Source organism: Paenibacillus sp. FSL R5-192, from assembly GCF_000517845.1.
In the GTDB taxonomy this organism is placed as follows: domain Bacteria; phylum Bacillota; class Bacilli; order Paenibacillales; family Paenibacillaceae; genus Paenibacillus; species Paenibacillus amylolyticus.
The window spans coordinates 43,419-68,115 of the sequence record NZ_ASPR01000008.1; the positions used below are offsets into that span (position 1 = coordinate 43,419).

6 protein-coding genes are annotated in these 24,697 nt (G+C 47.3%); all 6 read left to right on the forward strand.

Annotated elements, in window-relative coordinates; genetic code table 11:
* Positions 1-2: 2 nt before the first annotated feature.
* The 6 genes from C161_RS04875 to C161_RS04900 are packed head-to-tail and all read left to right on the forward strand — an operon-like array spanning position 3 to position 24,680.
* Positions 3-16,796: a hybrid non-ribosomal peptide synthetase/type I polyketide synthase gene (locus C161_RS04875; protein ID WP_036668517.1), complete on the forward strand. Its 16,794-nt coding sequence runs from the start codon at positions 3-5 to the stop codon at positions 16,794-16,796.
* Complete coding sequence (locus C161_RS04880; RefSeq protein ID WP_036668518.1) at positions 16,786-20,985, forward strand: beta-ketoacyl synthase N-terminal-like domain-containing protein; 4,200 nt, start codon at positions 16,786-16,788, stop codon at positions 20,983-20,985. The genes C161_RS04875 and C161_RS04880 overlap by 11 nt, the downstream gene beginning before the upstream one ends.
* Positions 20,982-21,239 (forward strand): acyl carrier protein, encoded by a 258-nt coding sequence (locus C161_RS04885; protein WP_036668520.1) that lies wholly within the window; start codon positions 20,982-20,984, stop codon positions 21,237-21,239. The genes C161_RS04880 and C161_RS04885 overlap by 4 nt, the downstream gene beginning before the upstream one ends.
* Complete coding sequence (locus C161_RS04890; RefSeq protein WP_036668521.1) at positions 21,236-22,387, forward strand: acyl-CoA dehydrogenase family protein; 1,152 nt, start codon at positions 21,236-21,238, stop codon at positions 22,385-22,387. The genes C161_RS04885 and C161_RS04890 overlap by 4 nt, the downstream gene beginning before the upstream one ends.
* The gene (locus C161_RS31385; protein ID WP_051449589.1) at positions 22,384-23,364 is read left to right on the forward strand and encodes an ACP S-malonyltransferase; all 981 of its coding nucleotides are present in this window, start codon (positions 22,384-22,386) and stop codon (positions 23,362-23,364) included. Before C161_RS04890 ends, C161_RS31385 begins: the two co-directional genes overlap by 4 nt.
* Positions 23,361-24,680: an aspartate aminotransferase family protein gene (locus C161_RS04900; protein WP_036668522.1), complete on the forward strand. Its 1,320-nt coding sequence runs from the start codon at positions 23,361-23,363 to the stop codon at positions 24,678-24,680. The genes C161_RS31385 and C161_RS04900 overlap by 4 nt, the downstream gene beginning before the upstream one ends.
* The last annotated feature ends 17 nt before the right edge of the window (positions 24,681-24,697 follow it).

The following is a 24,697-nucleotide window of genomic DNA, read 5'->3' on the forward strand; positions in this document are numbered from 1 at the left end:
TGATGGTACAAAAAACCGTTGAACTTTCCGAAACACAAAAGGGAATCTATTTTGATTGTCAGGTGAATGATCCCACTTCGTATAACATCTCAGCTTCAATGCAATTTGATCATCTTCAAATGGAGATATTTCGCCAATCCATCGAATTGCTTATGTATGAGCAAGTGGTGCTGCGTACTCGGATTGAGATTCAAAATGATGTACCCGTGTTATCCGTTCATGAAGATATGGATTATTCACTTGCCTTGTGGGACCTAAGTAGCGAGAATCAGGAGAATCCAAAGGAACAACAGTTAGTAGCACTGGTGGATGAATGCATCGGGACACCTTTTGAGCTGGAGAAAGGTCCTCTGTTCCGTATAATGATTGTTCAGATGGATAAAAGCCGATATATTCTGACCTTATGTATTCATCATTTAATATGTGATGGCTTGTCGCTTGAACTGATGAAAAACAAACTTATCCAGTCATATACGTGTCTTCTTGAAGATCAGCCTGTGGATGTCAAGCTGGATGAAGGATTCATCTCTTATGTTGAGGCAGAGAACAAGAAACTGCACGAAAACAAGTACTCCAAAGAGCGGGAATACTGGTTGAACAAAATGAAGGGAGTGGAACCTCTTTCTCTAAAGCACGACTTTCCAGCAGGTTCTGTACAAGAAGGGATTGGTCATGAACTGAGATTTGATATTTCGGAATCGTTAATGGCTGATATTACACAGATGTCCAAAGATAATGAAGTAACCGTTTTTATGTTCTTTATGGGTGCCTTTGGCATTCTTATGAGTAAATATGTCGGTACAGACGATATCACCTTTGCCTCCCCATATTCTCATCGTCCCGGTATGGACTTGGAAGAAACGATTGGATGTTTTGTCCATATGTTGCCTATGCGATTCCATATTGACCTCGAATCAACTCTAAAACCTCTGCTGCAACAAGTAGCCACAACCTGGATGGATACGTACAGGAACATCGGATATCCCAATAACCTCATTGTCAGAGACAGTATGTTACAGGCTCAACCCGGATCACCATCGTTGTTTGATATCTCCTTTGTTTATGATTCCTATGAGGAAGATATGCTCGGAACTCGTATTCTGGATCAGGATAAGGTTACGTTTCCAGGAGATCTGATGGTGGTGTTGAGTCGTTTACCGCAAGGTGCTCAGTTGAAGCTGCAATATAAACCGAGCTTGTTCCGTGAAGATTCAATGGAGCGAATGGGCCAACGATTTCTATATTTGCTGAATCAACTAGTAACCAATTCTGATCAAAAAATCAGTGAGTTCAGCCTCCTGGTGCAAGATGAGAAAGAAAACCTACTGTACCGATTCAATCAAACTTCTTATTTTCCCTACACTCCACAACATATTATGGATATATTTCACGATAAAGTAGCACGTTTCCCGGAGCGGGTAGCTCTAATGGAAGGCAAGCAGCATCAGACCTATGCGCAGGTCAACGCAAAAGCGAATCAATTGGCTAGGCAGATCGTTGCGAGTAAAAAAAGTGATAACGCAGCAGTTGGCGTGCAGATGCCACGTTCCTCGGATATGGTCATTGCCCTATTGGCTGTATTAAAAGCCGGATGTGCTTTTGTACCTGTAGACCCTTCCTACCCTTTGTCCAGAAAGGCCTATATTATATCGGATGCAGACATATCCGTAGTGCTGGCTATGCAGCCCGAAAAAGATGACGAGACTCTGGATGTCCAGTACATCTACGTTGAGGGCGATCAGGCCTATACGGGGGATGTCTCAAACCTCGAAGAGGCGCTGAATCCGCATAGCCTTGCCTATATCATGTACACGTCCGGATCAACAGGCAAGCCAAAAGGAGTCATGGTTGAAAATCATAGCGTAGTCAATACACTGCTTGATCTGGAGCGTCGTTTTCCAATGCAGGCGCAGGATGTTTACTTGCTGAAAACGGCATATACCTTTGATGTGTCCGCCACGGAACTTTTCGGCTGGTTCATGGGTGAAGGCGCACTAAGTATTCTTGAGCCTGGAGCAGAAAAAGACCCTGCTCGTATTGTGTCTACGGTGGCATCACATAAGGTTACACACATCAACTTTGTTCCAACGTTGTTCCGTCTTTTTCTGGAAACGATGGAGCTTCGCTCCGATCTGTCAGCATTGGAAACGCTGAAATGGATGTTTGTTGGCGGAGAGGCAGTCACGCCAGACATCATTGAGAAATTTAACAGGTTAGGCATTGGAGCAAGTCTTGAAAATGTATATGGTCCAACCGAATGCACCATATGGGTTTCTCATTATCCGTTAAGCCATTACGAAGGCTTGGGCAATGTACCGATTGGCTACCCGCTCAATGAGTCCAGATGGTATGTCGTCGGAAATCAAGATGAGCTTCAGCCGTTAGGTATTCCAGGGGAGCTTTGTCTTAGCGGTGTTGGGCTTGCACGTGGATACCTGAATCTGGAACAGATGACCCGAGAGAAGTTTGTCCCTAATCCTTTCTTTCAAGAAGGACAGGACGCAGAGCATTTCAGGTACATGTACCGTACAGGGGATCTGGTACGTTCACTCCCAAGCGGTACGATCGAATATCTGGGACGCATTGATTTTCAGGTTAAAATTCAGGGAGCCAGACTGGAGACAGGTGAAATTGAGAATACCCTGTCATCCTATCCGGGTGTCATCCAGACCGTGGTAGTCATGAAATCATTTGAAGGTAGGTCCGGCTTGCTGTATGCCTACTATCTGTCAGAGCAGGAGCTGCCTTCTGTCGAATTGAGAGAGCATCTGTCTCGTTTGTTACCGGCATATATGATACCATCCGTTTTTGTACATAAATCCGAATTTCCATTGAATAGCAGTGGGAAGATTGACCGGAAGGCACTCATGGCAGATATCACGCATGCTCACGCTTCCAGTACGTTCTATACCGCCCCGTCTTCTGAGCTTGAGAAGGTTATAGCCGAAGTGTGGGCCGAAGTGCTCGGTGTTGAGAGAGTAGGGCGCGATGACCATTTCTTTGAATTGGGCGGAAATTCATTTTCTGTCATTCAGGCTCACAATAAACTTAAGCATTATACCGATGTGGAGTTCCCTGTGCCTCGTTTTTTCGAATGCCCGACATTGCGTCAATTTGCCGCACTGGGTCCGAAAGATGAGGGAGTTCGGATACCGACTGAAAGGGAACAATTGTTTCAACGAAAAGATGGCATTATGCGTGAGGACATTGCAATTGTGGGCATGGCGGTGAATGTGCCGGGTGCTGAGGATATAAGGGAGTTCTGGAGTAACCTTGTTGAACGGCGGGAAAGTATTCACTTTTATAGTGATGATGAATTGAGGGAACTTGGCGTGGAGGAAGCACTGCTGCGTTCACCTCGTTATGTCAAGGCAAAAGGACGTGCCAACGGCATCGATGAGTTTGATGCAGGGTTCTTTGACTATACTCCCGGTGAAGCCAAAATGATGTCTCCCCAATTCAGACTTTTGTATCAGGGAATATGGGAAGCGCTGGAGGATGCAGGCTGCAGACCGGATGAAGCGGGTAAGGTGGGTGTGTTCCTTGGCGGGTCCGATGACTTCGAATGGTACCGTCAAGTGCTTTTTAACGATGCTAACTATAGCAGTAAATACGAAGCATTCACCCTCAGCACCAATCATTTTCTCGCTACCCGAATGGCTTATAAGCTGAACTTAAAAGGGCCGGCCTATACCGCTCTGACGGGATGTTCTACTTCATTGGTTACACCTCATCTGGCATGTCAATCTTTGATCGTTGGAGAATGTGATGTGGCCGTGGCTGGTGGAATTACCGTGGAGTTGCCCAATGAAGGGGGTTACATATTTGAGGATGGCATGATGTTTTCCACAGATGGACACTGTCGTCCATTTGATGCGGCAGCCAGTGGAACCGTCTTCTCCAATGGTATGGGAATTGTGGTGCTGAAGCGGGTAACCGATGCTCTGCGGGATGGAGATCATATCTACGGGGTCATCAAAGGCTCAGCAATTAACAATGACGGACAAGAAAAACTCAGTTTTCTTGCTCCTAGCGTAAGCGGACAGGCTGAAGTCATTCAGGATGCTTATAAGGTAGCCGGAGTAGACCCGGAAACGGTGAGTTATATCGAAGCACATGGTACGGGAACGTTGCTTGGTGATCCAATTGAAGTAAACTCGTTAACTCGGGCCTTTGCTTCCGACCAAAAGCAATTTTGTTATCTTGGTTCGGTTAAAGGCAATGTGGGACATATGGATACAGCCGCAGGTGTGGTTGGTTTAATCAAGGTAGCGCTCAGTCTTGGACAAGGTTATATCCCTGGAACAGCGAATTATGAGCAACCTAATCCCAAAATTGATTTTTTGAATACGCCTTTTAAAGTTAATGCACAAGGGGTGGACTGGAAACAGGGCAATGTTGGAGTCATGCGCGCAGGAATCAATTCATTTGGTGTGGGGGGCACGAATGCTCACATGGTATTGGAGGAGGCTCCCGAGATGGAGAAGTGCAGTCCGGATGATGACGTAAATATATTGCTTTTTTCCGCCAAAACAGAGTACTCGCTGAACCGCACCGCTGAACGGATTATGGAACATCTGACTCAGCAGTCGAATCAATCTGTATCGAACGCAGCGTGGACCTTGCAGTCAGGTAGATCTGTTTTTGCGTATCGTAAGGCACTCATTCTGGATAAGACATGGAAGGATAATCCGGACAAGCTGATACAGCAGCTGGGAAAAGCACGCGTATACCATTCGGCTCAAGGCACTCGTCCCGTATACTTTATGTTCCCCGGACAGGGCAGTCAGTATCAGGGAATGGGTGCAGAACTATACAGATCTACAGAGCAAGCAGGCCTGGCTCCAATCTTCAGAAGTTATATTCAGGAAATATTGGACCTTCTGCCTGCGGAAGAACGAGAAGATATGCTGTCTGTTGTATACGGGGATCAGCACCCTGAGCGAATAAACCAGACGGAGTACAGCCAATTCGCACTGTTCATGACAAGTTATGCGCTGGCCAAGTCGCTGTTGGATCTGGGCATCAAGCCAGATGGCATGATCGGGCATAGCATTGGTGAATTGGCTGCCGCAGCGGTAGCGGGTGTGTTCGAACTCGGAGATGCTGTCAAGTTAGTTCGACTTCGCGGACGTCTGATGCAGCAACAACAACCCGGGGTTATGCTTGCCATTATGGCGGATGCACAGCAGGTGAAGTCACAACTGGAGGAAGACATGTGGCTTGCCCTGGTGAATACTACAGGTTCCAGTGTGATTGGTGGGACAGCTGAAGCCATTTCACGGATGGAAGCCAAGGCTGAAGGACTGGGCTGGAAGTGCATTCGTGTGAAGACTTCCCATGCATTCCATACGCCAATGATGAATCAGGCTGCCGAGGAATTTAGACGTTATTTAGCAGAGCATTCACTTCATACGCCACAGATCCCATTACTGTCCAACACCAGTGGAACATGGGCGCTTGGAGATGAAATCACACAACCTGACTATTGGTCCCGTCATATTTTACAGCCGGTGTTGTTTGAATCAAACCTGGCTGAAGTGTTAAAGGATGAACGGGCTGTATTAATTGAAGTAGGTGCAGGACGAACGCTAAGCTCCTTTGCCAGACAGCACAGTCTATCAAGAGATTCCCAGACGGTACTGAATATGCTACGTCACGTAAGGGAGACGGAGCAGGACAGTATCTATGTGAACCGCAGACTTGCGGAGTTATGGTGCGAAGGCATTGAACCGGACTGGAAGGTGCTCAAAGGGCAGACGGTACGACGCAAATGCTCTCTGCCTACTTATGTTTTCAACAAACAATCCTATCCTGTGGGTGTTTCTCTTTCTGGCTCATCAGCAGTGGAAGGAATGGGTACCGGGGATGATAGGCAGCATGCAGATCTGGGTAAGGGAAGTGGCTCTACTCTAGTAAAAGGGACAGTTTATACTGGTGGTTCAGACCAACTGAAACAGATTGTCCTGGACGCATATCGAACGATTTTTGGCATCGATGATCTAGATGAAAAGGTTAATTTCTTTGCGGTTGGAGGAGATTCTCTCAAAGCAGTCAGCTTGTCTGCATGGATCCGGTCCCATTTAGGAATTCAGCCTGAGGTAGCAGATATTTTCAATCATTCAACGCCTATTCAACTGGCGGAGCATCTCTATGTCATAGCGAAACCAAAAGTGGACCAACAGATAATTCAATCTGCACCCACTATGGACGCTTATCCAATCTCTTCTGCACAGATGCGTATGTTCACACAGGCGATGCTTGATCCAGGCAATACGGCATACAACCTACCGTCTGCAACCATTATTGAAGGTGAATTGGACCGTATAAGAGTTGAGGTTGCTTTGCAGAAGTTGATGCAGCATCATGAGGCGCTCAGAACATCGTTTGAGATACGGGGTGGTCAGATCGTTCAGATTATCCAACCTTCGGTTCGCTTAAGTATGGGCTATGCAGAGCAGCATGTGGCAGATGACCAAGATTTGCCTGCGATGATTGAGACATTGATTCGTCCTTTTGATCTGGGGAGTGCTCCGCTTATGCGGGTTGAACTGATTAAGATAGGCGAGCGCAAGCATCTGTTATTCTTTGATATTCACCATATTATCGCGGATGGTACATCTGTCGAAATCATTACTCGTGACTTCAATGATTTATATTTTGGCAAAGAGCATGCAGTCCGATTGCAGTACAAAGATTACGCGGTATGGCAGCAGCAACGTCTCGCTTCACAGGAATACATTTCACATCAAACGTACTGGCTGGACCATCTTGGCCCTTCTTTACCTGTGCTGGAGCTTCCACTTGACCATGAGCGTCCATCACAGCGATCCATGCAAGGGGGACGTCTCCATTTCACGTTGAATCGTTCGTTAACACAACACTTGCACGAGCTGGCTTCCTCATCGGAAGCATCCATGTATATGGTAATGCTAAGTGTGTGGAATCTTCTTCTCGCACACCGCTCAGGTCAGCAGGACATTGTGGTAGGAACGCCTGTTGCAGGAAGGATGCAAGAGGAGTGGAAAGAGACGGTAGGCATGTTTGTCAATATGATTGCGATGCGGAATTTTCCAACGTTTGATCGTACGTATACTGATTTTTTACGCGAACTTAAACAACATACACTGGATGCTTTTGCGTATCAGGAGTATCCGTTTAATGAGCTTGTGGCACAACTGGGCGTGACACGTGAGTTGAACCGAAATCCGGTATTTGATGTTTGTTTTGATTATCAGAACATGGATTTGCATGGACTTGAACTTCATGGCTTGCAATTCAGTTCTTTTCCGGTGGAGACGGGTACGTCTACTTATGATCTGTTAATGACCTGTCAAGAAAACAGGGAGAAGCAGGTGATTGAAGGATATATCGAATACTCGCTCGATCTGTTCGGCCGGGACACAGTTGAAGGTATGATGCAGGAGTTTATCGGACTCTGCCAAGAGGTTGTAAAACAGCCTGACCTGTCTGTGAGTGAACTGTTTGAGAGAAACGAACGTTCTCATGAGCACCCAGTCCATCGTCTTGCTGGTCCACGTCTGGATTACAATCCTAGGGTAGGTCTGCATCGGCTGTTCGAGCTACAGGCAGAACACACGCCAGACAAGAAAGCTCTCCTTGTATCATCCGGAGCCTCTTTTACCTACAGGGAGCTTAATGAAAAAGCTAATACGCTGGCTTGGAAGCTGATTGATCAAGGTGTGCGCCGGGATGAACCTATAGGCATATTATCCAGACGAGATGAATCGTTGATCATTATGCTATTGGCGGTGCTGAAAGCTGGGGCGGCTTATGTGCCTCTGGACCCTGCTTTTCCGCCACAGCGCATCGTGAATATGATTGAAGACAGCCGAATGAACGTATTGCTGTGTACGCCTGATGCAGAAGGCACAGTGACTTTTAGCGGAGAGCGATTTGTGTATGATCCAACTGCCCAGGATGTGCGCTCATCCGTTAACCCGGACGTAAGCCTCCTGTCTTTGGACCTGTCCTGTGTGATTTTTACCTCAGGATCGACGGGGCGTCCCAAAGGGGTGATGATTACTCATGAGGCGATGGTCAATTTTGTTGAGGACATTAGGCACCGACATATTTTTGCACATGAGACAGATCGCATCATCAGTGTAACGACCATATCTTTTGATATTTTCGGATTTGAAGTGTGGGCACCATTATGCACCGGATATTCGTTGTATCTGGCCAATGAGCAGGAGCAGCTTGACCCGGCTCTTGCTTCACGTCGAATACGTGAACATGGTGTTACACACATTCTTAGCACGGTCTCACGTATTAAGGCATTTGTCGAAAATCCAGAATTCGCTCATGCGTTGGGCAATCTGCGGTGTGTTCTTACCGGAGGGGAAAATGTCCCTGTGGGACTCCTCACCGATCTGAAGCGGCTTACGCCCGCTCGAGTCTTTAACATGTATGGACCAACGGAAACTACGATCTGGTCAACGACCAAAGAATTGAATGACACAGCTGCGATTACGATTGGCAAGCCCATTACCAATACAGAGATTTATATTCTGAATGATGAAGGTGAAATACTGCCACCTGGAAGTTATGGAGAGCTGTGCATTGCAGGAAAAGGATTATCCCGCGGTTATCTGCACAACGCTGCTGAGACCGATGCCCGATTCATTGCAAACCCCAATGTTTTGGGAGGCCGTTTATACCGAACTGGCGATCTGGCCCGTATACTGCCGGATGGGGATGTTGAGTTAATGGGACGGTTGGATCAGCAGGTGAAGATTCGTGGCTACCGGATTGAACTGAATGAGATTGAGCAGGCAGCGATGAATTATGAACGTGTAAGAGAAGCTGTCGTTAAGGTAGAAGGGGCCGAGCCACATTCATTGCAATTAATCCTTTTCTACAGTCTGAAGCCTGGGAGTGGGCCTTCCGTTATGGAAGATGAAGACGTACAGCTTCGGACCTGGTTAAAGCAGCGGCTTCCACAGTACATGATGCCTTCTCGCTTGATTCGTCTGGAAAATCTGCCTGTGCTGCCTAATGGCAAACTGAATCGCAATGCCCTTCGTCTGGCTGATTTTGAGCCGGGAAAGAGGGATAACCCGGCTCTGGTTTATGGCTCATCGATTCAAGGAATGGAGCGGGCAAAAGTTGATCTGGAGCAGATGCTCATTGCAACGTGGAAGGAAATATTGAATCTGGATACGGTTAATATCCATGATCACTTTTTTGACATCGGAGGCAACTCGCTGGGGCTTATTCTGATCAATAATCGGCTGAATGCCTATCTGGATAAAAGCGTTCCGCTGGTGCAATTGTTTGAGCATTCCTCCATTGCAGCACTGGTCAATCATCTGGTGGCTGAGCAGATGCTGCCGACAGTTACACAACAGGTACAAGAGGAGAGCGGACATATCGCTTCGGCTGGATATTCTGTTACGGACCCGGAGCCGACAATAGCTCCAAAAGAGTATGTAATGAGCACAGTTGAACACAGCAAAGTGGAACAGAGAAGACCAGATCAGGGCAGACCGGAACAGAGTATCCCGTTTGCTTCAGAACACAGTAGCAGAATTTCTTCTTCCTCGGATATCGCAGTCATTGGTATGGCAGGGCATTTTCCCGGTTCAAGAAATATCGAGGAGTTCTGGGATAACCTAATGGCAGGTAAGGACGGTATCACCCGTCTGAATGAGGAGGATCTAACCGCTGCGGGTGTACGACCGGAAGACTTCAAACATCCTGATTATGTACGGGCCAAAGGTGTACTGGAAGATACTGAGTATTTTGACTCCGGATTTTTCGAATATCCGCATCAGGAATCCAACATGATGGATCCGCAAATACGGCTGCTGCATCAGTGCTCATGGGAGGCACTTGAGCATGCCGGGTGTGATCCTTACAGTTATGAGGGATCTATAGGATTGTTTGCCGGAAGTGGACTGAGCTTACCATGGATGGTGCAATTTCTCGGTCGCTCCGGTAATCTGTTACAGGCTTTTGAAGCCATGACTTTAAATGAAAAGGACTATATTACAACCCGAGTATCTCACAAATTAAATCTGAGAGGGCCGAGTATGGCAGTCCAGACCGCATGTTCGACTTCTTTGGTCGCTATCCACCAAGCTGCTGAATCGCTGATTCGGGGGGAGTGTGATGTGGCACTTGCGGGAGGTGTCTCTATCTCCTATCCGCTCAAAGAAGGTTATCACTGGCATGAAGGCATGATTTATTCAAAGGATGGTCATTGCAGACCGTTTGATGAGCAGGCATCTGGTACGGTGTCTGGTAATGGATGCGGAATGGTTGTGCTCAAGTCACTCCGCGACGCGCAGAGAGATGGAGATCATATCTATGCAGTCATTAAAGGTTCAGCGATAAATAATGATGGCATGGACAAGATTGGATATACGGCACCGAGTGTGGCCGGGCAGGTCAAGGTTATTCAATCAGCCCTGCATCGTTCGGGAGTGTCTCCAAAAGAGATCTCCTATCTGGAGGCGCATGGAACAGGAACCAAACTGGGGGACCCGATTGAAATTGAAGCGCTCAGGCAGTCATGGGGAACAGATCGTAGAAATTATTGTGCTCTAGGTTCTGTGAAAGCCAATATTGGGCATCTTGATGCGGCAGCAGGTGTCGCCGGTTTTATTAAAACCGTACTGACGCTTTATCACCGGGTGGTTCCGCCACAGATTCACATGAATCGGACGAATCCGATGTTGGAGCTGGAGCATAGTCCCTTCTATATCAACAAGGAGCCACAGCCATTAGAAGACGCGAAGCGTATCCTGCGAGCAGGTGTCAGTTCGTTTGGGATCGGGGGTACTAATGCTCACGTCATTCTGGAGCAACCGCCCGTCCAAGAGAGCCAAGCCAATTATGAATCATTGCTTCTGCTGCCCTTCTCGGCCAAAAGTGAATCTGCGCTGGAACGCACGTACGATTCGGTTCTACAGGCGATTCATGCATTGCCGGACCAGTTGCCCAATGCTGCGTGGACGCTACAGAAGGGAAGAAGCAGATTCATTCATCGTAAAGCACTAATCGTTGTAGACGGTTATACTCCGCCAAGCGAGCAGTCTGTAGAGTTTGAGACACAGGCAAGTGTGATGAATGGGAAGCCTAAGGTCATGTTTTACCTCAGCGGAAATGCAAGTTGGGAAGCGCGCAAGATTCGGGAACTATATGCTTCTGTGTATCGCAGCCAGGTCTCAGAGATATTCAAACAGTACTTTGAAGAGATACTGAACCTCTTTGAGTCCAAGGAACAGTATGCCATTCGCCAAGGCATAGGGCGATCGTTAACCGATTCAAGGCTTGAGCGCATGCAGTGCTTTGTTGTGCAATATGCTCTTTATAAAACCGTGATGCAGCTTGGTATCAAGCCGGATGCTGTCTGTGGACAAGGCGTTGGCGAACTGGTGGGGTTGGTTATTAGTGATGCACTTGATCCAGTACATGCCGTGGGGCTTCTATACAATCTGGAGCATTGGTCACTAGAAGAAGGAGCATTGTCAGATGCTTTGACAGGAAGGATGACAGATGCAACTGTAACAGACCTTGCGTCAAGTATTGCACCACTGTTATCTCCAAATTTCCTGTTTACGCTGCTAAATCGCAAGACGCTTTCTGAATCTGCTGGGCATACGCTGTGGATCGTTTCGAATCAGCTGCAGGATACAGAACAAATAGCCCCGGATTCATTTTCAGAGCCAAACATCATTGCTCTTACTGAAGATCGTCAGAGCTTGCTTAAGGCAGACGTGTATTTAATGAAAGTACTTGCTTTTTGCTGGTGCTCTGGCATGGAGCTGGATTGGGAACAGCTAAACGGAACGGGGCGTAGGCAAAAAATCTCCCTGCCGACGTATTCCTTTGATCCCATTGTTCATCAACATGATGTTGCGTTGTATCAGCTTGCAGGTATGTCGCAGGTTGCAGCGGGTTCTATCGCAGCATTAGACCAATCTCCATCTGGGAAAGTCAGGGTTCAACGGACTGAAGATGAGATAAGGCATGTATTGTCGCAATTGTGGCAGGAGTTGCTTGGTAATGGAGCAGTCGACCTTGAAGATGATTTCTTTGAGCTTGGGGGTCATTCATTAAAAGCGATTTCCTTGGCGTCGAGGATTAAAGAAATGTTTGGATTAAATTTGGGGCTGGAAGAGGTTTTTGATCATTCTGTATTTGAACACATGGTTCAATGGATTGCTGAACATCAGGCTACAAGTGACTCTGATACAGTGAACCCAATCTTGCCTGTTACTAAGAAAGAGAAATACAAGACCACTTCTGCACAGAGAAGAATGTATGTGGTGCATGAGTGGATGAAAGGTGAGAGTACAGCGTACAATCTCGCCAGCTCCTATAGGGTAAGGGGAAAACTTGACCCTACGCAATTCAGATTAATAATGAATGCACTGGTAGAGAGACATGAAGCATTCCGTACCAGATTTGAAATGATTGATGGTGAGCTTTTCCAAATTGTGGAGGATCAGGTTCCAAGCGTGGTGGAGTTGCTGGAATTAGAAACGGCAGGGTTAGAACAGGTCATGGAATGGATCAAGCCTTTTGATCTGACCAGCGCACCATTGGTTCGTGTTAAGCTCATTCGCCTTTCTCAAGAGGAACACATCTTATTCATCGACATGCATCATATCATTTCGGATCAGAGTTCCATTGCTATCCTGATGCAGGATTTTGCTCGCATGTACAGAGGAGAAACATTGCAATCTCTTGATATTCAGTATAAGGATTATGCGGAATGGCGTGATGAAGCTGCGTCACATGGACAATCTGTTAAAGACGCCGAGTTTTGGATACGGGAATTCGAGGACATGCCTGCACCGGTTGAATTGCTTACAGACTTCCCAAGACATAGCGCGTCATCCTACAGCGGAGACAGACGTTCCATTGAACTTGGTGAGTCGTTAAGCACACAGGTCAATGACTTCTGTACTCAACAAGGGCTTACACCCTATATGTTGTTTATGGCAACTTTGAATCTATTAATCTGGAAGTATACGGGTCAAGACGACTTGGTCGTTGGTACAGCGGTTGCGGGGCGTGAGAAGCCAGAACTCAATAACGTTATGGGTATGTTCGTGAACATGCTTGCCATTCGCACCAGCATGGACAGAGAATGCTCCACAGAGGCGTATTTGAATGAGATGCGAGGCAAGCTGTTATCCTGTTATGAGCATCAACAATATCCTTATGAAGCACTGGTGGAACAACTTGGTCTATTCGGTGATTTAAGCCGCAACCCCCTATTTGATGTGGTGCTAAATTACATTAATATGGGAACCGATGATCCTGAAGCCGGGGAACTGATGCTTGAACCATGGGTCGAAGGTAAGGTGGATGCCAAATTTGATCTGACTTGGACACTGGTCGAACATAAACAATGTTACACGGTTGAACTTGACTATCGCTCAGATTTGTTTAAAGCCGAGTCCATGGAACTGATGCTGGATAAATTCCGGTATATCCTGTCTCAGATCACAACAGGGGATACTGAACGAATTGGTCAGATTAAGATCACTACACCGGAGGAAGAGGAATGGCTGCTGTACGGAGTCAACGATAATGCCGCCCAGTATCCGCGAGATGCGACCATTTCCCAATTATTCGAGGAACAAGTTCATGTGCATGCACAGAAGACAGCATTGGTCTGGGAAGACGGTGAATGGAGCTATGCGGATCTGTATGAACGTGTTCAGTGGCTGGCGTTCAGATTGCTTGGACAAGGGGTGAAATCAGGCTCCAGTATTGCTCTCATTCTGGACCGTGGACCGAACCAGATGATCAGTATTCTTGCTACACTCCAAGTGGGTTGCAGTTATGTCCCGATCGACCCGGCTTCGCCGCCATCGAGAATTGAATTTATTTTGCAAGATTGCGATGCGGCTGTGTTATTGACTGAAACGGCTTATGCCTCCACATGGCAATCTGTAGTTCCTTGTATCGTGCCGGCAGATGAACTGGCAGCATTTGATTCAGGAGACATTCAGGAGCCCGTTGAAAATATGAACAAGACCGCTCTTGACCCGGCTTATATCATTTATACATCAGGGTCAACAGGAACCCCAAAAGGGACTGTGATGAGTCATCGCAATGTAACCAAAGTCATGAAAAATAGTAATTTTGTTACCGTCGTGCCAGAGGATCGTATCCTGCAAATTTCTAACTATGCGTTTGACGGTTCCATTTTCGATATTTTTGCTTCATTAATAAATGGCGCTACTCTTGTATTAATCTCAAAAGAGACCATTTTGGATATGGCTCGTTTGGCCGATGTCATCCAACAGCAACGGATTTCAGTATTTTATATTCCGACATCCTTGTTTAATATGCTGGTAGATTGGGATGCTGATTGCTTGAAGAATGTGCGTAGAGTGATGTTTGGTGGTGAAGCTGCATCGGTGAGTCATGCCAACAAAGCGCTTGCATGTGTGGGGCCGGGCAGACTGTTAAATGGATATGGGCCAACGGAAGCAACCTTTTTTGCCTCCTACCACTTATTACAGCAAACAGAGCCTTATACTGGCTCACTGCCTATAGGTTACCCCCTGTCTAACACAGCCTTGTATGTTCTAGATGATGAGCTGAAGCCTGTGCCACCGAACGTTCCAGGTGAACTGTATATCAGTGGGGATGCGGTAGGTATTGGATATCTTAACCGTGAGGATCTTACCCGAAAACACTTTCTTGATGATCCCTTCCGCAAGGGAGAACGAATGTATCGGACAGGTGACATCGTCAAACGTCTGGCTGATGGCAGTCTGATTTTTATTGAACGTTCGGATTTCCAGGTCAAGATTAGAGGTTTCCGCATTGAGTTATCGGAGATAGGCAATTGTATGGAGCGTGTTTCGGGAGTTCGTGATGCCTTTGTCATGACAGTTACAGAATCATCAGGAAGTCTATACATTGCCGCTTTTTATACAACCGATACTGGAGCAGATACTGAGTATATTCGAAGAGAACTTCACCAGCAGCTGCCAGAGTACATGGTACCTGCACGCATTATTCGAATGGATCATCTTCCGATTAATGCCAATGGCAAAGTGGACCGAAGAGCATTGTCCGAGCATTTGGTTGAAGAGCAGCAGAGGTCTCTGGAGATGAGTTCACCTCGGACAAAAACAGAGCGTGTCATTCTTGCCGCCATGCGACAGATCCTGGGTGATCCAGGCATTGGTGTGGAAGATCACTTCTTTCAAAATGGGGGGCATTCGCTCAAAGCGATTGCATTCACTCAAATTTTGGAAAAAGAAGGAATTGCCATCAATGTGAACGAATTATTCCAATATCCGACAGTTAGAGGACTTGCCAAATTGGTAGACATTAATCCTCCGGCGTCAGTTTGGTCCGAAGATAGCCTGCATATTCAGTCCCCGATAGTCATACCACAGGACATAATACTTCATGAGAAACAACTGGACAGCCTGGTCCTGCATGTCTTAAACAGCTGCAATCAGGTTTCATCTTTTATGGCGGGCATGACCCCTATGGGGCAATTCCCACTATCTCCAATTCAACAAGCACATGCTTCTACGACTTCACGAGCAAGCGGATTTACAACAACGCTGGAAGGCGAATTGAATGAACAAGCTGTAAAACACCTGATTCTTGGGGTTATATCCCGGCACCAGTTGCTGCACAGCATGATATATGAGGAAGAACAATTGTATTGGCATCCATGTGATATGTCGTTAGCGGCGGACATGCTGCAACAGCTTATCCCGTATCTTGATATTCGTCATTATGCTTCGGCTACGATTGAGCAGTTGGAGTACAAACTGGTTCAGTCTCTGTTACACAAAACGTATACGTTGAAGGAACTACCTTGGCGTCTGTGTATTTTGCGTACAGGAGCCACGGAGCATAAGCTGATTTGGAGTTTTGATCACCTTGCGTTTGATGGTATGAGTGCCCAAATCATCAAGCAGCAACTTGAGTCGAAGGCATTATATAGACCGCAAGGTATAGAGATCGAGAGTGATCTTCTGTACCAAGTACGAAATTATGAGGATTATGTAAATTTTCTGTCTCAAGGCCCCATAGGGGTATCAGAAGATGAAATAGAGAAACAATTTTCACTTCAAACATGGAAGAGATGTAACGCCATCGTCATGAACAAGTTGAAGGAAACAGAAACATTGTCGCCTTCAGCGATGACTGTCGAGTTGTCCCTTGCAGGGAAGGAGCCTGCAGAGGTTTGGTGGACATGCTTTGAAACTTTTTCCAACATCATTGCGGCTTATCTGAACATAAGCCAATTGCCAATAGCCCTGGTCCATTACGGAAGGGAGTATGGCGAAGAATCCTACTACGATTATGTGGGAGAATTCCTTGATCTGATTCCAGTGCTGGTAGACAGTGAATTCACACAGGAAGATCTGTTGAAACGTCTGGAATTTACGAAGCGACACAGCATTAACTTTATGGCACTTACACATGATTCTTCCCTCTCGGCACAATATGATGGCATACAGGAACAATTGGGAACTGCCTACAGGCAAACAGAACAGGAGCCGCGTCAGATGATTCTGTTTAATTATCAAGGCTTCATCTCCAGTAGCGAAGCGATCCCAATGTCGTCTCAGTCGTCGGATGACCAAGATTCGAATTCGGGACTCGCCCAATTCGAATGGGTTATTCGCTACGACGAAGAGTGTCTGTACGTACATCTGGCCTGTCAGGCTGGTCTGGACATCAAACGTATGAAACAGCTGATTGATGACAAGCTTGGTAGCGATGTGAAAGTGGTAGTTCACAATGAGGCAATGGAGGTGCAACATGTCCAGTAAATCCATACAGCGAGGACCCGAGCTGATTGTGCCAGAACATTATTCAACAGTGGCTGAGATGCTAATCTACATTGCAGATACTCATCCAGAAAAGGGAATGACCTATATCAGCTCTTCAGGTGACGAACAGTTTGAATCATATCCTGAATTACTGATGCAGGCGCGCAAGTACCTGCAGTCTCTTCAGGAGCAAGGCATTCAACAAGGACAGGTCGTTATTTTGGAGATTGACCAGTCACAGGAATTTTACCGTACCTTTTGGGCTTGTATGCTGGGGGGCATTATTGTCGCCCCGGTTAGTCCTCCGGCTGCCTGGGAACCAGGCTCAGCCGGTCTGGAGAAATTCACGAAAGTGTGGGAGGTACTCGGGCGTCCAGTCGTTATCGTCGAGGAAGCCTACATGCCCAAGTATAAGCAGCTTGGGGAAAGTCCGGTATTCAAAGGTCTTATGTTGATTAGCGTGAACCAGCTTCAAGCAGGCCAGCAGATGGCTGATCTATGCCCAACCTGTCCTGATGACATTGTGTTCCTGCAATTCTCATCAGGAAGCACTGGAATTCCCAAAGGTGTGCAGTTAACAAATCACAATATTATCGCCAACAGTATTGCATGCAAGACTTTTCTTGGAGCTGAAGAAGGAGATAATGTGTTTACCTGGTTGCCGCATACGCATGATATGGGGATATTTGGACAGCATCTGACACCCGTCCTGAGTGGAGCCAACATCATGGTGATGTCACCTTATACCTTCGTACGGTCGCCTTATCTGTTCTTGCGCAAGATTACGGAGCATCAGGGAAAATGGTTTTGCTGTACCAATTTCGGTTTCGAATGGATGGTTCAGAAGATCCCGGATTCCAAGCTCTCAACGCTTGATCTGTCTTCACTGCGTATGACCTTGAATGGTGCAGAGCCTATATCAACGTCTGTTATCGAGCGATTTGTCAAAAAATTCAGCTCTTGTGGCTATCGTCCCAATATGATGTTTCCTGCATATGGCATGGCCGAAGCGACAGTAGGTGTATGTACCTCCAGACTGGGGGAAGAGCCGCGAATTGAACGTATTTCGCGTACACGGCTGGTGCAGGAAGGACTGGCTGTGCCAGTCCAGCTACCTAGCAGTGATAGCCATACTTCGGATGTGATCGAATTTGTTCATGAAGGATATCCCATGACAGGGATTCAGATCCGGATTGCGGATGAACAGGGGGAAGTGCTGGATGAGCGGGTTGTTGGCGAAATCCAGATTCGTGGGGAATCGGTAACCTCCGGATATTACAGTCTCCCTGAGATCAATCGTGAAATGTATGTGGATGGGTGGCTTCGCACTGGAGACTTGGGTTATATGGCTGACGGCTCCCTAGTTGTAAGCGGACGAATCAAGGACATTGTGTTTATTCGGGGACAGAACCATTATGCGCATGATCTTGAAGAAATTTTGTACCAGAATAGCAGCATTCCGAGAGGGAATCTGACGGTAGTCGGGCACTTTAACAGCCTCAAACAAGTTGAGGAGCTGCTTGTATTTGTTAAATACAAATCGGGCACTCCACAGTTTCTGGATGTACGACAGGATCTGATCCAACGTATGAGGGCTGGATTGGGTATTGAGATCACTCATGTTCTCCCAATCAAGGTCATCCCCAAAACGACGAGTGGCAAGGTCCAGCGTTTCATGCTGAGAAACGATTATGAGCGTGGAGTATTTACCAAGGACATCGAGGCCATTGAAGAGCTGATTCGCGAAAACACACAACAGCAAGGACACGAGACGGTTTCCGCATCGTCTTTGGAATATACCGTACGTAAAGCCTGGGCCGAAATTCTTCAATTGCCCGCAGGAAAGATTGAGATGGATACTTCTTTTCTCGCACTTGGAGGCAATTCCATCCTCTCCTATCAATTACTTGACAAGCTGTCTGCACATATGGGGCGTGAATTAGGACAAGAACTGCTTGTTTTTTGCAGTACAGTACGTGAGATGGTGGAATATCTGCAGGAACTTCCAGCAGAAACGAAGGACTTTGAACAAGCTGAAACCACAGATAATCACCTGAATGTACATCGTGCTATTGCTATTACCGGACTGTCTCTGCGTCTGCCTGATGCCGACACCCAAGAGCAGTTCTGGAGCAATCTGATTAACGGGTTAGATAGTGTTGACCGGGTTAGCTTAGAGCGTGCAACACGTTCGAAGCAACCCGGTTGGGATGACTGGATTGGAGAGCTGAAGCAACCGGATACGTTTGATCATGAGTTCTTTGAGATCCCGTCTGAACAAGCTGCATTTATGGATCCGCAGCATCGCAAGCTGCTGGAAGTTGCTCATGAGGCGCTGGAGGATGCAGGTATGCTCGTGGATCATGAGGATAAGCGTGATGTGGGTGTGTATGTAGGGATTAACCCAAGCACATACTTCGATCTGGTTATTGATTATATGAACCGGAGTCTTGGAAAGGCTGTTCATTCTCACGCTATGGTAGGCAATATGTCCAATATTGCAGCGGCCTCCATTTCACACATGTACAATTTTACAGGGCCGGCACTGTCCATAGATACAGCATGTTCTTCTTTTCTGGTAGCACTGACACAAGCTGTGGCGGCCATTCAGGACAAGCGTATCTCTGGGGCAGTTGTAGGTGGAGCAAACATTTTGGCTACACCGCATGTTCATCAACTATCACGCAATGCTGGAATCTGTTCTTCCACTCAACATACGAAGGTATTTGACCGGGAAGCAGATGGTTCAGTCTTGGGAGAAGGTGCTGTTGTTGTATATCTGGAGCCGCTAACAGAGGCAATTCGCAACAATAAACATGTTTATGGTGTGATTCGCGGGACAGCGGTGAATAACGACGGATATTCCCTGGGCATTATGGCACCCAACCCTCAGGGGCAATATGAGGTACTCCGTGCCGCTTATCGTGATGCCAACCTAAACCCCAGCGAGATTTCTTATATTGAAGCACATGGATCGGGGACAAGGATTGGAGATCCGATCGAGGTGAATGCCTTGCTCCGACTGTTCCGGGAAAAGGGATATACAAGCGACAATTCGATTGGATTAGGTTCAGTCAAAACCAATATTGGTCATTTATTTGCAGCCTCCAGTGGAGCCAGTCTTGCCAAGGTTCTGCTCAGTATGCAGCATGGGGAACTGGCACCAAGTCTGCACATGGATAATCCGAATCCGGCCCTCCGACTGGAGCAATCGCCGTTCCATATCGTTAGCGAGCATAAAACGTGGGATGTACCTGAAGGAAAAACACGGAAGGCAGGCATCAGTTCATTTGGCCTGGGAGGTACGAATGCCCACATTGTGCTGGAGGAATGGAAAGCCCCTGTCCGTGCAGATGCCCCCGCACGTGGCCAGTTGTTAACGTTCTCTGCGAAATCAGAACAGGCTTTAAAAAAGCTGATTGATAACACGGAGCAATATGTGAAGAAACATGCGGACCTGGCACTAGAGGATCTTTGTTTTACCCGGAACAGATATAGAAAACATTATCGGTATCGTGCAGCAGTAGCTGTCAGCTCAACCGGAGAGTGGAACATCGAAGAGATGGAATTTGGCTTCAAGCCTAGAAACCGAGCTGCTCGTGTCAATATTGTGGTTGGGGGGCATGAGATTCGCGGAGAAGATGAAGCTAAAGCTCGTAAGGTACTCAGGCCAGACGATTCTAATGAAGATACGGTATCAACCTTGAACTACTGGGTGACCTTGCTTGAGACACTTGTACGTCTGGTCCCTTCCATTCAAGAGATTCGCGGAATAGCTGCAGGAGAGGAACTTGTATCCAGTTTACATCTGGATGGCGAGGAACATCACAGCGCTCATGCAAGCCAATCCTTTCCAGTGAACAACAGAGTGACGTTAGACAGTCTGCAAGACACACCTGGCAAGATGCCAAACGCCGACATTGTAATTATGATTGCTGCAGATCAGACAGAGCAGCAGCTTGAATACAGTGGCAAGGAGAGCTTCATCCGCCTGTCTGCCGAGCCGACACTTACCATGGAGGATCAGCTTGCTTTATTGCTGGGACAGCTTTATGTACGTGGTGCTGCGCTGGATTGGGAACAGTTACATCCGAATGGCTCTGGCCAGATCGTACATCTGCCAGCACACCCATTCGAGCCGTATGTACATTGGATAGATGTGAATCAGGGAACGGAGGTCATGATATGACAAAAGAAGAAATTGAGCTTTTTCTTAAAAGCGAGATTGCTGCAGCGTTGAATCAGGAGCCAGAGGATATCGATGAAGAGATGAATTTTTTGAAAATTGGTGTCTCATCTGTGCAGGCGCTCAAGATCATTAACCGTGCGCGTAAGCATCTTCAAGTTGACATCAGTCCGGTTGCGTTGTTTGAATACAAAACAATTGCCGAGTTCGCCGCTTATCTCAATGAATCTCTTCTTCAAGAGGGGGTTGCCGAATGATTGAAGCAGATATAGAGCAAGAGATCATTCATGAAGCTGAATTGTTTGCTGCCCGTGAAATTCGTCCTTATGCTCAACAGATTCAAGAACAGCAAGCCATTCCCAGAACATTGATCCGTGCCATGGCTGAAAAAGGTTACTTGGCTGCCTCGATCCCGGCTGAATATGGCGGCATGGGTCTCGGTCCTAAGGCGTACGGGCTGTTGACTGAAGTATTTGGCAAGGCTCTTCCAGCCGTTCGCAGCTTGTTAACGGTACATACTTCACTTGTAAGTGAAACGTTGGTACGTTTCGGAACGCCTGAGCAAAAATCGTCCTGGCTGCCCAAGTTGGTGAAGGGAGAATGGATTGCTGCCTTTGGTCTGACTGAACCGGAAGTTGGTTCGGATGCCAAAAGTGTAAAGACCGAGTGGAGAGAAGAATCGGACTGTTTTGTTTTAAATGGAAAAAAGAAGTGGATCACGTTTGGACATCTGGCAGATGTATTTATCATTATTGCCTCGAATCAGGGACGAAGCACTGCTTTTTGGGTCGAACGCCAGTTTGAGGGTGTACAGACCCAACCTATTGAAGGTGTCATGGTTGCGGGAGAGACAGGTATAGCTGAGATTGATCTCCATGAGGTGCGTGTACCAAAGAATCACATTATTGGACGTCTGAATGAAGGTTTTGAGTACATCGTAACCGGGGCGCTGGACCAGGGCAGATATAGCATTGCCTGGGCAGGGTTGGCGATTGCGCAGGAAGCGCTGGATGCCATGGTGACTTACTCAAGGAAGCGGAAGCAATTTGATCAGAAGCTGAGTCATTTTCAGCTGATTCGCGGCATGATTGGAGATGCGGTGACAAAAGTCCATGCAGCGCGAGCATTATGTTTACGGGCAGCCGAGCTGAGAGAAGCCAAGGACCCGCAGGCCGCCATGGAAACAACGATCGCCAAATATTTTACGTCCAAAGTTGCTGTTGAAGTTGCAAGTGATGCGCTACAGGTTCATGGTGCAAACGGAATTAGTAACCAATATCCTGTTGCCAGGCTGTATAAGGAAGCCAAAATTCTGGAGATTATTGAAGGTTCTTCTCAGATGCAGCAGGAGATGATCTCGCATTACGGATTAAAAGCCTATTACAAGCGTGGCGGTAGCGTATGACGTTCTGTGCGCTATTTCCTGGCCAGGGAAGCCAGTATATCGGAATGTGCAGCGAGTTGTTGGGCAGTGAGCCGGAGGCGAATCAGATCTTTGCGGAAGCGAGCGAGGTGATCGGATTTGATTTGAAGGCACTGGTTATGGAAGGGAGCCTGGATCAATTGACGGTCTCTGAATATGCTCAGCCTGCTGTACTGACGGCAAGCTACGTTTTATTTGACTCATTTGTTCGGCGGACTGGAATGACTCCAGATTATGCAGTAGGTCACAGTTTGGGGGAGATTTCGGCTTTAGTAGCGGCGGGAGCATTGCGATTTGCTGATGGAATTCGTTTTACAGCTCAGCGTGGTGCGTTGATGCATCGCTCCATTCAGGAGCAAAAAGGAAGAGCGGGTATTGTCGTTGATGTAACACAAGCAGCGCTTGAAGAATTAGTCGAGAATATTCGTCAGAACGAGTATGTGACGATCTCCGGTTATAATTCACCGGGACAGTTTGTCGTCGCAGGTACTGCGAAGGGTCTTCAACTGCTGGATGATCAGGTGGATGGCTACGGTGGGGAATTCATTCCTTTTCGCATGATGCCAATGAAGGCAGATGCACCTTATCATAGCGAGTTGATGCAGTTCATTCAGCCTGAGCTTGAAGAGATGCTTGCAGGGATTTCCTTCTCTGCACCGGTGTTTCCCATCTGCTCAACAGTACATGGTGAGTTCATTCGCGGAGCCGAGGACATTCCTAAGCTGCTGAGCAGCCAGCTTTTGCAACCCATTCGCTGGAATCAGGCATTGGCACGCATTCAAAATCTGGGAGCGACGGTATGGATCGATATCGGTCCAGGCCAGAGCGTAAGAAATATGCTGGCTGAGAATAACACCTTGCCTGCAGCCTATTCGCTGGATGATCCGCAAGATCGGTCCAGGTTACTGGAGCGATATGAAGCAGTAAACCAGACAAGTGGGGGAGGCGATAAGGGATGATCACGGAGATGATGCAGTACAATCAGCGGGTGAAACAATGGCTGCCTGGCGGTGTGCACTATAATTTCCACCTTCCTTGGGAAGAGACACCGCTCCATTTCAAGCATGCTTCCCGAAGCAGAGTGACGGACATGAACGGCAACGAGTATTTGGATCTATATGCACGCTTTGGTGCCCTCATCGTTGGCCACGGCAACGAGGAGTATAACGAGTGTCTGAAGGATACCATTGACCGTGTTCTTTCCGTAAGTCATTGCGATCTGGATGCAGAGGCTCTGGAACTGATCCATCAATATGTACCCTCAGCAGAGATGATTCGTTTTGGGTTATCAGGCACGGAGATTGTCCAGAATGCACTTCGTCTTGCCCGGGCGTGGACAGGTAAAAATCGCTTTGTACGTTTTGAAGGCCATTATCATGGCAATGCGGACAATATTATGGGTGGCAAGACTGCACGTACAGGTCTGCCTGTACCTTCAGACTATCCTGGTGACATGAAAGGAACAAAGGGGAGGGCAAGGGATGCAATGGAATCTCAATCCTACCTCCTGCCATGGAATGACGCACCCCGTCTGGAGGAACTATTTCGCCAGCATGGAGACGACATTGCAGCAGTAATCATGGAGCCGGTTTGTGTAAATGGAGGCGGAGTCATGCCTGCTCCAAGTTATCTGCAAAAAGTCAGACAGTTATGTGATCAGTACCAGGTCGTGCTCATTTTTGATGAGATTATAACAGGATTCCGTATGGGTCTCGGTGGTGCCCAACAGTTATTCGGTGTAACGCCTGATCTGACTACACTTGGGAAGGCAATCGCGGGTGGCGGAGTTCCAGTGTCAGCCCTGGTTGGCCGAGCGGATATCATGAAGTTGCTTGTAGACAAAAAAGTAATTCATGCGGGTACGTTTAATGGCTATCCATTAGGTACAGCTGCTGTAAAAGCTACGCTGGAAATGTTGGGACGCAATGGAGGACAGGCGATGCACAGCATGAACCGCCACGCTGAGATGATGCATGACATACTCTGCCAGGAAGCAGTGAAGGTAGGTCTGCCTTTAATTGTTCAAGGGCCGTCTGGCTGTGCTTCTTATCACTGCTGCACGGAGCCGCTTACGGATACGGCTGATTATACGTTTGAATTGATGTCTTTTGATATTTTGTTAAATAGCAAGCTTGCTGAGCACGGTGTTCTGGTATCTACGCTCTCGCGGATGTATCCGAATATCCTGCTTGATATGCAAGATGTTGCCTGGTTCCGTGAGCGTGTCCCTGCAGCGCTTGCAGAAATGAAAGAGATCTACGACGAGCTGATCTGATGGTAGCTCAATAAGGA

Coding starts and splice junctions, on each gene's coding strand:
- C161_RS04875 (WP_036668517.1), top strand. CDS start 3: ATGGTACAAAAAACCGTTGAACTTTCCGAAACACAAAAGGGAATCTAT.
- C161_RS04880 (WP_036668518.1), top strand. CDS start 16,786: ATGTCCAGTAAATCCATACAGCGAGGACCCGAGCTGATTGTGCCAGAA.
- C161_RS04885 (WP_036668520.1), top strand. CDS start 20,982: ATGACAAAAGAAGAAATTGAGCTTTTTCTTAAAAGCGAGATTGCTGCA.
- C161_RS04890 (WP_036668521.1), top strand. CDS start 21,236: ATGATTGAAGCAGATATAGAGCAAGAGATCATTCATGAAGCTGAATTG.
- C161_RS31385 (WP_051449589.1), top strand. CDS start 22,384: ATGACGTTCTGTGCGCTATTTCCTGGCCAGGGAAGCCAGTATATCGGA.
- C161_RS04900 (WP_036668522.1), top strand. CDS start 23,361: ATGATCACGGAGATGATGCAGTACAATCAGCGGGTGAAACAATGGCTG.